The organism is Shewanella sp. SW1 (assembly GCF_025653545.1).
In the GTDB taxonomy this organism is placed as follows: domain Bacteria; phylum Pseudomonadota; class Gammaproteobacteria; order Enterobacterales; family Shewanellaceae; genus Shewanella; species Shewanella oncorhynchi.
Genome location: NZ_JAKKSG010000027.1, coordinates 18,549 through 33,830, shown reverse-complemented (window position 1 = coordinate 33,830; position 15,282 = coordinate 18,549). Strand labels below are relative to the sequence as shown.

The 15,282-nt window shown below is 45.4% G+C and carries 11 protein-coding genes; 3 read left to right on the top strand and 8 right to left on the bottom strand.

The genetic code is table 11. The annotated features are described in order from the left end of the window. Positions 1 to 18: 18 nt before the first annotated feature. The gene (locus tag L5M71_RS20170) at positions 19 to 423 is read left to right on the top strand and encodes a hypothetical protein (protein WP_105251357.1); all 405 of its coding nucleotides are present in this window, start codon (positions 19 to 21) and stop codon (positions 421 to 423) included. Between the two features lie 134 nt (positions 424 to 557). On the opposite strand, the gene L5M71_RS20165 is transcribed toward L5M71_RS20170, so the two are convergent. From L5M71_RS20165 to cutA, 5 genes are all read right to left on the bottom strand, one after another. Beyond that, positions 558 to 1,592 carry an aldose epimerase family protein gene (locus L5M71_RS20165; protein WP_263209432.1) on the bottom strand — a complete coding sequence of 345 codons (1,035 nt, stop codon included), beginning with the start codon at positions 1,590 to 1,592 and terminating at the stop codon, positions 558 to 560. A gap of 190 nt (positions 1,593 to 1,782) precedes the next feature. Then, entirely contained in the window at positions 1,783 to 2,928 is a 1,146-nt protein-coding gene (gene galK / locus L5M71_RS20160) for a galactokinase (protein ID WP_263176406.1), read from the bottom strand. A 294-nt stretch (positions 2,929 to 3,222) separates the two neighbouring features. Next, positions 3,223 to 4,878, bottom strand: coding sequence for a cation:proton antiporter family protein (locus L5M71_RS20155; RefSeq protein WP_263209429.1), 1,656 nt, complete (start codon positions 4,876 to 4,878; stop codon positions 3,223 to 3,225). 181 nt (positions 4,879 to 5,059) lie between these two features. Further along, the gene (locus L5M71_RS20150) at positions 5,060 to 6,895 is read right to left on the bottom strand and encodes a protein-disulfide reductase DsbD (RefSeq protein ID WP_263209427.1); all 1,836 of its coding nucleotides are present in this window, start codon (positions 6,893 to 6,895) and stop codon (positions 5,060 to 5,062) included. Beyond that, positions 6,892 to 7,215 carry a divalent-cation tolerance protein CutA gene (gene cutA / locus L5M71_RS20145; protein ID WP_113940010.1) on the bottom strand — a complete coding sequence of 108 codons (324 nt, stop codon included), beginning with the start codon at positions 7,213 to 7,215 and terminating at the stop codon, positions 6,892 to 6,894. Before cutA ends, L5M71_RS20150 begins: the two co-directional genes overlap by 4 nt. Positions 7,216 to 7,440: 225 nt before the next feature. On the opposite strand from cutA, the gene L5M71_RS20140 reads away from it, so the two are divergent. After that, positions 7,441 to 8,037, top strand: a complete 597-nt coding sequence (locus L5M71_RS20140) for an FxsA family protein (protein ID WP_263209425.1) — start codon at positions 7,441 to 7,443, stop codon at positions 8,035 to 8,037. A gap of 271 nt (positions 8,038 to 8,308) precedes the next feature. On the opposite strand, the gene L5M71_RS20135 is transcribed toward L5M71_RS20140, so the two are convergent. The 3 genes from L5M71_RS20135 to L5M71_RS20125 all read right to left on the bottom strand — a co-directional run bounded on the left by L5M71_RS20135 (position 8,309) and on the right by L5M71_RS20125 (position 14,164). Then, positions 8,309 to 9,295, bottom strand: coding sequence for a DUF3187 family protein (locus tag L5M71_RS20135; RefSeq protein ID WP_263209423.1), 987 nt, complete (start codon positions 9,293 to 9,295; stop codon positions 8,309 to 8,311). A gap of 696 nt (positions 9,296 to 9,991) precedes the next feature. Next, the gene (locus L5M71_RS20130) at positions 9,992 to 13,078 is read right to left on the bottom strand and encodes an efflux RND transporter permease subunit (protein WP_263209421.1); all 3,087 of its coding nucleotides are present in this window, start codon (positions 13,076 to 13,078) and stop codon (positions 9,992 to 9,994) included. Positions 13,079 to 13,081: 3 nt separating this feature from the next. Beyond that, complete coding sequence (locus tag L5M71_RS20125) at positions 13,082 to 14,164, bottom strand: efflux RND transporter periplasmic adaptor subunit (protein WP_263180422.1); 1,083 nt, start codon at positions 14,162 to 14,164, stop codon at positions 13,082 to 13,084. Between the two features lie 128 nt (positions 14,165 to 14,292). On the opposite strand from L5M71_RS20125, the gene L5M71_RS20120 reads away from it, so the two are divergent. Then, positions 14,293 to 15,282 (top strand): LysR family transcriptional regulator, encoded by a 990-nt coding sequence (locus L5M71_RS20120; RefSeq protein ID WP_263209449.1) that lies wholly within the window; start codon positions 14,293 to 14,295, stop codon positions 15,280 to 15,282.

Genomic DNA, 15,282 nt, shown 5'->3' with positions numbered 1-15,282 from the left:
TTAAGGGTATTAGCATATATGTATAACACAGCAAAGAAACAGGTTTGGTATGGTGAGCTGAGAACATCGAAAGGCAACGCGATTGTCGTCCATGACAACCAGCTGCCCGATGCCTCCCCAGGACGTATCTACCTATACAATACCGATCGCGATGCGATCATTGAGTATGTGGAAGATATAGTCAAAGTGAACCTATACGACTTAGATGAGGCTGCGTTAAAAGCTGCTGAGGCTAAGTTTGGTGGTGCATGGAAGGCGGCAAGATCTCAATTTATGAGTAAACATCAAGCTCGCATTGACTTGAACAACGTGAAGGAAACTGCGCCTGTACGTAAGGCGAAGCCTGAAGTTGAACCAGAAGTCGAATCTGATGCCGTTGGCGTGGATTTTGACGATGATTGGGGCGATGATTTTGATGATTAACACAGTGTCGGCCTAAGGGCTAACACTGTGAGTGTAAGGAATAAAGTAGTGTTTATTTTATTCCTTATCGCTTTATTTATTCCCTTCTGCTAAACCGCGTTTTTCCTCGTTTTCTCAATTTTTATTGCGAATGGCTACGCATCGGTATCGAACTGATAACGACTGATGTGGTGATAAACCTTGCCTGGCATTAACCAAACGTCATCACCAAAGCGCTCGCCTTGGTTCGGTGAGTCTGGCAGCATCTGCGGCTCTAAACACACAGCATGATGTTGATTTAATACCTGTTGATTGCGACCTACTGTGCCATTTAAAAAATTAGCACAGTACAGCTGCACACTCGGTTGATTAGTATAAACCGTCATAGCACGACCGCTAATGGGGCTGCTTAAACAGCCAAAACGGGCGAGTGAGCCATCGGGATTATTCATCATATAACAGTGATCATAACCGCGAGTGCTTGCGAGTTCAGCGGCATGCAGCTTGTCACCTAAGCGTATTGGTTGACTTAAATCGAAAATCGACCCAGTTGTATCGGCAATCCCAGTGGGAACACTGACATCATTCATGGTGAGATAGCGCTTGGCATCGATTTGCATCAGATGCTCATGATTGGTCTCTGTGCCATCGAGGTTGAAATAACTGTGTTGGGTGAGGCTTACGGGACAGGCTTTATCGACGGAGGCTAAGATTTCTACGTACAAATTATTGCCTGCGAGGCGGTAATCCAGCTGAACTGTGCAATTACCGGGGAAACCCATGTCGCCATCTGGGCTCATTAAGGTCAAACGCACACCATCGGGGAGTTGACCTAGTTGCCAGTTTTTACGATTAAACCCTTCACGGCCGCCGTGTAAACAGTTAGTCGCTTGGTTTACATCTAATTGATAATCATGACCTTGATAGTGCATTTTGCCGTTAGCGATGCGATTTGCAAAGCGGCCTGCAATGGCACCTAAGTGAGCCGATTGGGTCAAGTAATCTTCAGCGCTATCACAACCTAAGACGATATTGGCACGTTCGCCGTGTTTATCAGGTGTCCACAGAGCGCGGATAATACCGCCTAAGCTGATGACTTCTAATGCGAGTATGCCATTGTCGATCCGAACCCGTTCGATTTCACCGCCGCGGGGATCTGTCCAAGGATCCAAAACACTGAAACGTACCATTTAGCTTCCCTCTGTGTTGAATATGCTCACTGCTTATTGTGTTAAATTAGTATGTTAACCCTATTATTTGCCATCAACAGCATAAAGTTCAGTGATGAATTCGTATGTTATCGACGGCGTAGTCACTCTATTCGGTTGTCTTTGGTTTAAGTGCGGCTAAGTGCTTGTTCTAGCAAATTGCCTGTTCTGGCTAGTTATCTATGCGCCCCGCGCCAGCGCTGGCGGAACATAAATACACTGTGGCATCGATGGCGGTTTTGTCGAAGAATTCATGTTCAACGGCGGCAACAACAGCGTCAGTCAGTTCATGGTCGACTAAGGCGACCACGCAGCCGTCGGTCATGCGGATGCCACCACGTTCGCCGATCACTTGGCTGACAATTTCAACTAAAGTATCAAATTCTGGCAGTGTGACTTCAAAATCATCACGCAGTGAAGCATGGGATTCAGCCATTAAACGACTGAATTTTTGGATGTTATTTTGCTCTAAGGCGCGAGCAGCATTTTGAGTTCTTTGGTTCTCAGTGACTACGTGTTTCGCTCGGCGGTATAGCACTTCATCTAAATCTGCCTTTGCACTTTCTAGTTGGCGTAAATCGAGGTGACGCAGTGCATCTAAGCCAAAGTACTCTGCCGCTTGTGCACACTCAGTGCGACGTTGCTCATTGGTCGCGGCTAAGCGTTGTTTCTCGATATGGGCATCTATGATGATAAGGCTTAGGTTTTCTGGAATGGGAATGGCTTCGCTATCGAGATCTAAGCAGTCAATCAGGAGTGCATGGTCTTGCTCACCCATGGCGCTGCACATTTGATCCATGATGCCACAGGCCGACTCAACATACCTGTGTTCGCCGCGCTGTGCGAGTTGCGCCACTGCCATTGGGGATAAATGCAGTTGGCTGGTATCACTAATGGCTGTACCGAAGGCGACAACGAGTGCGCCCGAAGATGAAAGACCTGCGGCAAGTGGTACATCGCCCACAATGGCTAAGTCTAAGCCCTTGGCTAATAAGCCAGTTTGCGCCATAGCCGCAGTAAAACCTTTGAGGTAATTCACCCAGCCATCTTGCGGGTCCATGTCGTTTTCTTGGCCGAAAACCCACTCTTTAATTTGTCCGGGAAACGCATCGGCGACGGCTCGAAACTTAGTATCGTCACGGCGTTTTACCGCAATCACTGTATGAAAATTAATGGCTGCCGGGAGTACAAAACCGTCGTTGTAATCCGTGTATTCACCGATCAGATTGACTCGCCCTGGGGCTTGATATAGATCGTCGGCTTTAGTGCCAAAGGTTTGGACAAATAACTTAGTGGCGCGTTGCGCAGGGTTTGACATGCTGTAAAAAATTCCAAAAAGCTGAGCTAATTTCGTTACCGTCATCGATTTATATCACGACTGAGTCAGTGATGTAACTGAGATTTTTTGCTGAAATGGCGATAGGCTGCAATGAGTAAATTGATACTGGGATGAGGAGGCAAAATAGCGTATTGAGTGTTTTATCTAGTTAATTGATTTGTAAAGATTAGTCAGCATTTAGTTGGATGCCGCACAAACTGGCAGAGGCTGTTACTGCTCGTTTGTGCGACCTGTTATGGCGTGATTTTAATTTAATGCAGTATTAGCAGGCACTTAACTACGTGGCTCCACATTAAGTTTAGGATCAGGCACTTGTACTGTATCTTCCGCTGGAACTGTGTTTTTCTCCGAGTTTTGCAATAGCTCGTAAATAACATGATCCACAAAACCGGCACCAGCGGCTTCGTACAGGTTGTACACACTGTGCACCCCCGATTCTCGAAGCGCCGCAGCATCGTCACTGTACTGCACAATTGCACTGATTTTGCCTTGATAATTCAGTTTTTTGAGTTGCTCAACTGCAAACATATTTCCCGCGTGGTGCGGCATGGCTAGCAGTACCAGTTCAAGATTAGGTGCTCTGTCGAGTTTTTCCCAAAAGTCGGTATCCGCGGCGTCACCTTGCACTACATTGCGACCCTTTGTTTTATGTAAGTCGACTAAGTCTTGCTTGTGTTCAATACCGAGAATTTCCCCATCAAATTGTTCCCTGAGTTCATCATAGGCACCGCTACCAATACGGCCCATGCCTAAGATTAAAAAGCGTGGATTGCCAATGGCTATGGGTCTGTCTTCTGGGTGTAACGGGCGTTTTTCAAGCTTGATTAAACGCTGCTGGAATCGCTGGTAGATATTACCGACGGTGGCGTTAAGTGGCGCGGCGAGTAAAAAACTAAAACTTAATGCTACGGCGATGATCACTAGCCACTCAGGAGGTAACCAACCTTTATAGGTGGCTACTGCGGCGACGATCAAACCGAATTCACTGAAGTTACCTAGGTTAAACGAGCCCAACATAGAGGTACGTGAACGCAGTTTAAAGCGAGTCAGAATGTAAACAAATAGCAGGATTTTAAGTGGCACTAACAACACCAATAGCGCCGCGAGGACGATATCCGATACCGTAGGTAAGCCGTTGAGCCCTATGGTTAAGAAGAAGGCAACGAGGAAGAGTTCTTTAAAATAGAACAGGGATTTTGCCAGCTCGGAGGATTTTTTGTGGCCCGCCAACAAGATGCCGATAATCAGTGCGCCGAGATCGGGTTTTAAGCCAACAGATTCAAATAACCAAGCGCCAACCACGAGTGCCATAACTAGGCCGAAGAGCACTAAGAGTTCACCGTGGCCGACACGGTCGAACGCTTTATAGATGAGCGGTTTAGCCAGTGGCAGTAAGAGTAATGCAAAGGCCCATACCGAAGGTACATCGCCTTTAGAAATAGTTAAAAACAGTACGGCGAAGATATCCTGCATAATCAAGATACCAATAGCGACCCGGCCGTAGAGGGATTGCACGTCGCCTTTGTCTTCTAACACTTTGACCGCAAATACGGTGCTGGAGAAGCTTAACGCGAAGGCAATTAACGTCAGTTGTTCTAGGTTCAGACTCGTGAGTTGGCTTAAGCCCAGTAAGCCGAAGAGTTTTAGAATCGGCACAAAAATTACGATTGATAGCACTAAGTGTACGCTCGAACCCGCCCATACTTCGGCCTTGAACAGGCTACGAATATCGAGTTTTAACCCTATGGCGAATAACAGTAAAGTGACGCCTAGGCTGGCGAGTTCTTGCAGTAATGGCAGGCTTTCTTTATCTATACCTAAGATGAACAGTACAAAGCCTGCCACTAAGTAGCCGATGAGCGGAGGGAGTCCTATACGGCTAACGAGCATGCCGCAGATGAGTGTAATAATGAGGATGCCTGGTTCCATGATGCTCCAATCTAAAAAGTCTAAAATTGTAAGTGATTGTATAAGAAATCTATGACACTTGGATAAAAAAGCGGACTTTTAATGAAAAAAGTCCGCTTTTTATTGGTGTTGCGGTAAATACACTTGGCCGTTAAAACACGCGCTAACTAAATCACTCTGGTGGTCTAAGCCTAAATCGTCGTTATTTCACGAGATGATCTAAATGGGTTGCAAAATCTTTGGGGCCCATAAAACCAGTCACGCGTAAATCTTCCCTTTGCTCACCTTGTTCGTTAAACATCAACAGCGTAGGCAAACCAAGCACATTGTATTTTTCGAGTAAGGCCACATCGACCTTGTCACTCTTAGTCACATCCGCTTGTAGCAGCACGATTTTATTCATGCGGGCTAACACGTCGGTATCTTTAAAGGTGATGGCTTCGAACTCTTTACAGGCAACACACCAATCGGCATACAGATCGAGCATCACAGGCTTACCTTGGGCGGTAGCGGCTGCAATTTCTTGCTCAAGATCTTCAATCGATTTAATGCGTTTAAAGCCATGGACTTCTTCGGTCGTCGCTGCAGTGCCTACGGAATTGTTATTAAAACCAAAGTGTCCCATCACAGCTTGGAATCCGTAGGAGAAGCTCGCCAGTAGCGCCAGCGTTAATAGCACTGAACGTACAGTTTGTTTCCAGTTAAATTCACTGAGTTTGTTCTGATGCATCAAGTAGCCAGTGAAGCTTACGCCCCACAGTGACCAAAGCACATCGGATACTACGCCTGTCCAAATACGGCCAAGCATCACGATAGATACAGCGATCAGCAGGAATCCGAAGATAGTCTTGATGATGTCCATCCAAGCGCCGGCTCTCGGTAATAATTTACCGCCTGAGGTGCCGATAATCAGTAGTGGTAATCCCATACCCATACTGAGTACATACAGGGCTAAGAAACCTTGGAGTAGGTCGCCGGTTTGGGCCACATAAACGAGTGCACCCGACAGCGGCGCGGTAGTACAAGGTGATGCGACAAGGCCAGAAATCACGCCCATCAAGAACACGCCAACTAAGTTGCCGCCTTTTTGATTATTCGAGACTGAGTTCATCTTCTCCTGCCAGCTCGATGGCAGTTTCAAATCGTATAGGCCAAACATAGATAAGCTGAGCACAAAGAACAAAATCGCGAGTACGACTAATACGGCAGGATGTTGTAATGCCGCTTGGTATTTTAGTCCCGCCGATGCAACCACTAACCCTAAGATAGAGTAAGTGATTGCCATGCCTTGGACGTAAGCCATGGACAGGATAAAGGCTTTTGCGGTTGAGAGCTTTTGCCCTTGGCCGACAATAATACCCGACAAAATCGGATACATAGGGAATACGCAGGGCGTTAATGCCAGACCGACACCTAGACCAAAGAAAATCACTAAAGTCCAAATTAAACTGTCGTTCGACAGCATTTGGCTCAGGGTATCTTGCTGAGTAATGGGTTGCGTATTGGCTTTATCGGCAGTGCTTGGCTCAGTGCTGGTTTGCTCAGTCGTTGTGGTTGATTCGGCGCCTGCAATTAAGCCATCGTTGGCTGCTATCGCCTTTAAAACGACTTCATGCTTGGTCGGTGGATAACACAATTTACCTTCGGCACAACCCATAAAGGTCACTGTGAGCGTAGCATTTTCATCGGCCTGTTTTAAACCAACGGGAATATCGACATAGGTATAATAGACTTCTTGCTTACCAAAATACTCATCTTCATGGGGCTTTCCCTTTGGTAGAGCGACCGTGCCTAACTCGGCACCATTGACGCTAAATTTAAGCTTGTCGCGGTACATATAGTAACCGTCGGCAATCACCCAATTGAGTTTGACCTGATTGCCTTCTTGCTTGGAATCGAAGGCAAATGCTTGATCGACAGGCATCAATTCAGGCTCACCCTTCATGAAGTCGAATTTGGTACCGAACACCCCTTCACTATGAGCTAAGGGCGCAAGAAGCAATAAAGAAGTGAAAATAAGGCTGAGTAGTTTTTTCATGGCTGAGTGTTGTCTTTTATCCAATCTAAGTAGGCTGGTAGCCCGTGGGTTACAGGCACGGCAATAATTTCGGGTACTTGATAAGGGTGAAGCCTAAGCACAAGTTGTTCTAACTCTGTATATCGACTTTGTAAACATTTAATCTGTAAGCTAAATTCTTGCTCTTCACAGATTTTTCCTTCCCAAGCATAAATTGAACGTATTGGGGCGGAAATCTGAACACAAGCGGCAATACGCGACTCAATTAAAGCTCGGGCCAAGGTATTGGCTTGTACTTCATCGGGGCAGGTTGTGCTAACCACTAAATACTGATGCTGCATGGTGTTAGGTATCGTCTCTTAAGAATCTTAAAGTTCGCTTAAGCCAACTCCGTTAGGCTACTTTACGTGTTTTAATGGTCTCATACATTAGCGGGTTAACAAAAGAGTGAGCTAAATATCAGTGTTTTGCTCCCTTACTTGGTCCTAATGGTTATCCTTACTTGAATTAAGACCGGATAACCCCCATTTAGTTTACAGAGATAGTCAGATAAACCTGAGGTCGGTATGTTTTTCATTATTTTTTTACTCTTTGTGCTGATCCCAGTAATAGAGCTGTCGGTGCTGATCCGTGTGGGTGAAGTGCTTGGCACTTGGACTACCATAGGTTTAGTGCTGTTTACCGCCGTGCTCGGGGTCTCTCTGGTTCGCAGCCAAGGCTTAAATACCTTAATGCAAGTACAACAAAAACTCGCCCGCGGTGAAGCACCGGGGCAAGAAATCGTTGAAGGTATGATGTTAGCTATGGCGGGCATCTTGCTCGTGATCCCCGGTTTTGTGACCGATGCCATTGGCCTATTATTCTTGACGCCATTAACCCGTCGTCCCATTGCTGCCTTGCTGTTCAAACGCATGCAGTTACGGGTTGTTGCCGGTTTACAGGGCACAATGCACGGTGGCTTTCAAGCGGGCCAAGGTCCCTTTGGGCCTAAGCCACAGGACCCATTTGGCCAATCGCCATTTGATGATAGTGTGAAAAAGGACGGTAATGTGTTTGAGGGAGACTTTGAACATAAAGTCGACCCAAGTGATATCAAGCCCGCTAGCCATCAACTCTCTGATAAAGCGCAGGACAAAGAACAGGATAAAGATCCTAAGCCTTAGTCTTGTATTAGTCGCTTGTTGCGTTAGTTTGTTATTGGATTAACTCAGTTGATTATCGCATTTATTCGCTTGAGTTTTCTCCCTAATATGCCTTAGATACCAGTGGCCCACTGAATCAATCTGACCTGTGCCGCTGGTTCACCTCCCCCGTAATAGCCATTTCACTCTTAAAAAACTCCAATCCTAATAACCCGCCCACTCAGGTATAAGAGTTAACATGATATTAGAGAAAAGCTTTTTGATCGCATTCACGCGATAAAGTAAAGTGTTATTAAATCATGACTCTGTACCCAAGAGAAAAAGCAATATCAGTGCTGTTGTCCATGTTGAATAGGTTTTCGACGATAGTAAATTCAATTGCACTGTTATTCAGATAATACCTATAGCCTAGAAATACTTCGTGAGAAGGTTTTGAAAAGTCATTATCTGTTTTGAGTAAACCTTCATAATGATGTAATTCAATAAGCCAACCATGGCGTCCCATTAAATACTCATAACCTAAAGATAACATTACTGCATGATCTTTATAGTCTATTCCAGATAGACTTTCATCATTTTGTCTAAAACTTATACCTGTTGTGGAGTAAAAATGATGCATTCCAGATGTATAGCTATAATTCAGCTGTAATGCTTGTTCAAAACGGTTATCTACAAATGGGCCAGAATTAACATGGTTGTAATATAAGCTGCCACCTATTGATAGACCATAATTATCCTCACTAAGCAATTGATATTCTAAATAGAAATTTAGGGCATTCGTTAGCGTATCGCCAGAAAGATCAGGTTGATTTATACCATTCTTTGAAAATATTTGGTTTTTGTCTTTGATTGTATTGTCGCGGCCATTTTGACCCACACCAAATGCATCATGAAACCAGATAGTGACTGAGTCAAGATGGTTATCCCCACTAAAACTCCACTTATAATTACTATCAAACATCCATTTTTCAGTGAGTTGCCACTTTATTCCGCCATTAAGAGAATTATGATAATAGTCAGCATAGTAATCGTCAGTTTCAGCCCATACACTTGCTACTGTTGCAGATCCGTATATCTCTTTTTTCCCTTCAGGCAGTGCAAATCCTGAACGAAGTAGAGGCGTTAAGCTACCTGCCTGTGTAGGTGATTGGGCATGCACACGAAGTGGCCCATAATGACTATAATTGATATTTTCTGCGAAAGTACTCGGTAAAAATATTACCGTATAAATTAGATGTGCTCTAATAGTCACAAATAAAATTTTCTTTGCATATTTCATCGAAAACTCTTTTTTAGCTAATCTCTATTAAAAGCAATTTTTTGTAGTGAGGCTGATGTTATGTATAAATGACTTAAATTTTTTCTGTTTGAAGCAATAAAGTTTTTGATTAGACAGATTTCTAATTGATTTTAGAATTAAAAACTACAAAAAACATACCATAATAGTACAAGTGCGAGCCAGAATGACCTACAGATAAACGGGATTGTAGTGAGTATTAGTAAAGTGCTAATAACTGCCAGTAATATTGTCTGTTTACTCATTGTCTGGACGCTATCAAAGCGTAATTTCATGATGTTTCTCAAACATAAATTATTATGCTAACAAAGTAATAACATTGTTTATGTTGTTAGTTATAGGTAGTGGTATTTCAGATGGCATTGTAAATGAATAATCAGCACTAAATATACCGCTGCTATTTACTCGTGTAAATGTGTGTAACAGGTAATTGTCCCGTATTAGCGGTGAAAATATGGAACTGATAGTTCATATTTTTTAATTAATATATTTATTTATCAGTCATATTAGTTATCGTAATTAAAGACCAATCTCAGTTTGCCAAACTTGTTTATCTAATGGATGTGCTTGTTTAAATTGTCCCTCAAACCGCAATAGATCAAAAAGGAAATGGCCAGCCAGCCACGAATGACTGACCGGCCGCGCCGGGAAGCGTTTTTGGATAAAATGCGGAGCAGGTTAGCTGGGTGATTGACCTCCTGTTGCCGTCGCTTTGATATTGAATACTAGGCTGTACATCACTGGCAGTACGATGAGCGTCAGCAGAGAAGCGAAGCCTAGACCGAAAATAATTGTAATCGCCATAGAACCGAAAAACGCGTCGGGGATCAGCGGTATCATCCCGAGCATAGTGGTTATTGCGGCCATCATCACTGGACGAACACGGCTGACACAGGAGTCGATTAAGGCAAAATAGGCTGGTTTACCTTCACTGAGCTCGAGGTTGATCTGATCGACCAAGACAATACCGTTTTTAATCACCATGCCCGACAAACTCAGTAATCCGAGTAGTGCCATAAAGCTGAAGGGCGCATCGAACAACAAGAGTCCCGCCGAAACCCCAATCAAGGCCAGTGGCACAGTAAACCAGATCACTAAGGGCTGACGCACTGAGTTGAACAAGAATACGGTAATTAAAAACATCGCTAGATAACCTAAGGGAATCGAGCTAAATACCGACGCTTGTGCTTCACCTGCGGTTTCAAATTCACCGCCCCATTCCAAACGGTAACCCGCGGGCAAGCTGATCGCTTCGACCTGGTCTTTGATTTTGCGCAGTACAGAATCGGCGGTTTCATTGCTACCAAGCTTAGGATCGGCCATTACTGCGAGCATGCGCATGCGATCGCGGCGCATCACCAGCGGATTTTCCCACTCAGTGTTGAAGCTACTGACTACTTGGGTGGCGGGTACAAAGGTATTGTGTTCGCTGCTCCAAATTTGCAGCTTCCATAGGCTGTCGGCCTGCAAACGTTCTTCGGCGGGCGCTCTGGCGACGATGGGCAGCAAGTGGCTGGTTTCTCGGTATAAACCAATTTGCTTACCGCTAAAGTTAACCAATAGGGCATTGTCGAGATCTTGCTTGCTGATGCCTGTTTCGCGCGCTTGGGCATTTTCCAGTTGCGGACGGATCAACGGCACCTGATTACGCCAGTTGTGACGTATGCCATCCATGCTTGGTTCGGCGTGGAAAATCGCCTCGGCTTGAGCACCTAAAGCGCGCAGCACTTCAGGGTTATCACCGTAAAAGCGTGCCTCAATTTTGGCGGCGGGCGAAGGGCCGTTCTCCATGTTTTTTAAACGATATTGTGCCTGTGGGAAACGTTGATTTAACAAGGTTTCTAATTCTGGCATATAGGCTTTAACTGCGTCTAAATCCTGCATTTCTACAATCAACTGGGCAAAGGCGGGATAGCCTTTTTCTGGCTGATAGGGCAGTACGAAGCGCTGCGAACCTTGGCCAATAACGGTTGTTAAGTGTTTTAGCCCAACGTCTTTTTGCTCGTTCAGCGTAAGCATTAACTTCTCGATATCAGCGGTAAAACGCTCGGTCGCCTTGATGTCAGTCCCCTCTGGCATCCAGATATCCACAAAGAAAATCGGCGTGTTAGAAGCAGGAAAGAACACATTCTTGATATGACCAAAGCCCACCACAGCGCTGAAAAGCATAGTGATAACCAGCAGTATGCTCACCAGCCTAAAGCGCAGCGCTACAATTAAGCTTGTGCGATATAAGCTGAAGAACCAGCCCTTGTAGGGGTCTTGGGCTTCTTCATCGCTCGGCGCATCTTTAAATAACAGATGACAGAAAAACGGCGTGAGTGTGATGGCGGTGATCCAGCTGATAAACAGCGAAATCATCAACACTTGGAATAAAGAACGGCAGAATTCACCGGCGGCATTTTGCGATAAGCCAATGGGCGCAAAGGCAATAATGGCAATTACAGTCGCGCCCAATAGCGGCCACTGGGTTTGGGACACTATCTGTTTGGCCGCTTCCAAACGGGTCTTACCGCGACGGATACCAATTAAAATGCCTTCAGTAACGACAATGGCGTTATCGACCAACATACCAAGGGCAATAATAAGTGCGCCGAGGGAGATGAGTTGTAGCTCAATCCCGAGCACTTTCATCACGATAAAAGTGCCTAGAATCGTCAGCAGTAAAATCAGGCCCATCAATAGACCTGAGCGCAATCCCATAAACAGCAGAAGCACGGCGATCACTATGGCAATGGATTCCATTAGGTTGATTAAGAAGCCGTTAACTGTTTCATCTACCGCCTGACTCTGATTATAAACCGTCGCTAAATTCATGCCGATTGGGCGTTGTGATTCAAGCTCGGCTAAACGGTCACTGACCTTTTGCCCGATTTCGACTACATTCACACCGCTAGAGAAAGAAATCCCCAGCGATAACGCTGCTTCACCTTTATTGTGATAAAGCACGTTAGGGGTTTCGTCATAATCCCTTTCAATATTGGCAATGTCGCCAAGGTAAATCAGCTCAGAGCTACCCGGAGGGCTGACGATCAAACGCGCGAGATCCTGCACATTGCTAAATTCGCCCGTGGGGTGAATGCGGATACGGTTATCGCCAATCACTAAGCTACCCGCGTTAGAGACGACGTTTTGATTGTTCACTAAGCCATAGATATAGCTCTGATCTAACCCTAGTGCCGACAGCTTTTGCTGGGAGAATTCAATCACGACTTGCTCAGTGACGTTGCCAGCAACAGAAACCTTTTTTACTCCAGGTACTAGCACTAGCTCGCGGCGCAGATAGTCGGCGTAATTGCTCAACTCGCGGTTGCTGTAATCAGGTCCCGAAAGGTTAAATAAAATGCCATACACATCGCCAAAGTCGTCCATCACCTTTGGCGTTGCTGTGCCCGGCGGCAAGTTTCCCGCAGCATCATTAACTTTACGACGCACTTCATCCCACACCTGCGGCAGGCTGGTTTTATCGTAACTTTCTTTAATCTCGATTTGGATTTGTGATAAACCCGCACTATTAATTGAAGTCACATGCTTAATGGCGTCGAGTTGCTGCAGGGCATCTTCGAGCGGTAATGTCACTTCTTCTTCAACTTGCTCAGGCGAGGCACCGGGATAAGCCGTGATCACTAAAGCTTCTTTAATGGTAAATTCGGGGAATTCTAGTTGCCCCAAACCGGTAAAACTGACGCTACCACCCACGAGTAGTAGCAACACAAACATCCAACTGATGACTTTGTGGCGTATCGAATACTCTGCAATGTTCATCAATTACACCCCACGCTGCCAGCGTAGTGGTTTGACTTTCATGCCATCGGATAATTGAGACACTCCAGCGCTGACGATGAGATCGCCCTTGTTGACGCCCGTTAAAATCTCAACACCTTGATTACTCACGCGTCCTAGCGTCACCATCGTCGGTTTTACTTCACCCGATTGCGCTTGATAAATCCACACTTGCACTTGGCCATCTTGGTCGCGCTTATCGATAGCGGTCACTGGCACTACCGTTGACGAAAGGGCACTAGGATCTTTGACTAAGGCTAAGGTCAACTCGGCACTCATTCCTGGAAGTAACTGAATATCTTGAGGTTGAGGTAACGAAAACACCACTTCATAGGCTTGGGTGCCCGGCGTGACTTGAGTCGAGTATTCTTTAAATTTGGCATCGAAACTTTGCTCGGGGAAGGCACTAAAACGCACCTTAGCTGTAAAATGAGCTTGATCGGTATATTGCTTCAAACCCGCCGCCATCGACTCGGGAACTTGAATGCTAATATCGAGCAAATTATTGTTTTGTAATGTTAATACCCCTTGGTTTGCTTGCACTATTTGGTGGTTATCCACTAAACGTTTGGCGACTGTACCGCTAAAAGGTGCCGTTAAACGGGTGTAACTCAGTTGATCGCGTGCAGCGGCTAAGGCGGCGGTGGCCGATTTGAGTTGCGCTTGAGTGCTATCAAACTCAGATTGTGAAATCAGCTTGCGATTGAGTAGCTCGACTTTACGTTTAAAGTCAGCGGCTAACAGTTCATGCTCCGCCTCACGGGTCATTAAATTATTGTGGGCGTCCCTGTCATCAAGTTTTGCGAGTAAGCTACCTTGAGTGACTCTTTGCCCTTCAACTAATGCCAATTCTGTTAATTGTCCTGAAATGCGGAACGATAATTCTGCGCGACTATTGGCGGCAACGCGGGCTGGAAATGTTCTGAAATCTCCGTCTTCTACATTGAGTACTTCAAACAGTTTAACCGGACGAATTGTTGCCACTTGCACTGAACTTTCCGCAGGCGAACAACCACTGATCAGGGCTGGAAGCAGCATTGTCAGCGGCAAGAGTCGATATGATTTCATGGTGGAGATTTCCTAGTTAACAAATTGTCAGCATTTCTGGGCGCGAAGATACCAGCTAAATTAGTTGCAATAAACGGGATACTTTGGGATTATCAGTCCCACATAATGAGATTGAACTTAAGGTCAAAATGAAGACAGAGGACTTAGCGTTATTCCACCGAATTGCTGAAACCGGTAGTTTGATTGAAGCGGCGGATTTACTTAACTTACCTAAATCGACTGTGAGTCGGCGTTTGCAAGCCTTGGAAGATGAGCTGAACATTAAATTGTTCCACCGTCAGAGCCGCTCTATGACGCTCACTTCTGCGGGCAGCCATTTTTACCAGCGTTCGCAGAATATTTTGGCTCAGCTCGACGAAACCCTCTTCGAAATGACCAATGACGATGCTGAGATCAGCGGGCATTTGCGCATTCAAATGTTCCCTATCCACAGGATGAAAATCTTGATGCAAGCCATTTTCCGCTTTATGGATATGCATCCTAAACTCACCTTAGAAGTCATCAGCAGTTCAGAATCCGTTGATATGGTGAAACATAATCTCGATGTGGCCTTTGTGGTCGAGCCTGCGTTGGATACCTTAGATTTAGTAGTGCGGCCGATTTTTACTACTGACTTACGTTTTTACGCGAGTCCTCAATATTTAGCTGCACACGGTACACCTAAAACACCGAAAGAGATTGAAGCACATAATGTGTCTATGTTCCGTTTATCCAACGGCAAAATCTTTAATGAGTTATTTATCGGTTCAGAACAAGAGGTGAGAGTCAGAGGTAATTTCTGCTCCAACAGTATTGAAGTGGCGGTTGAGTTTGGATTGCAAGGACGCGGCATAGTGTATGCGCCTGCTGAAGTCGTGGATGAATATGTACAAAGCGGTGAGTTAGTGACTTTGTTACCTGAAATCCAGCCCCACCAAGGCGAGTGTTTCTTAGCTTATCCATCAAGACGTTACGTGAGTTTAGCCTGTCGACGCTTTATCGACTATATCATGCAAGAGTTAGTACCAAATGGCGTGCCGATCAACATGAGTGAGCAAGGCCCACGTCGATCCTGCAAAGCCTCTACGGGAGCGTTTTCAGACGACGTGTTGCGCTTTCCCGTTAAAAAATCAAGCTAG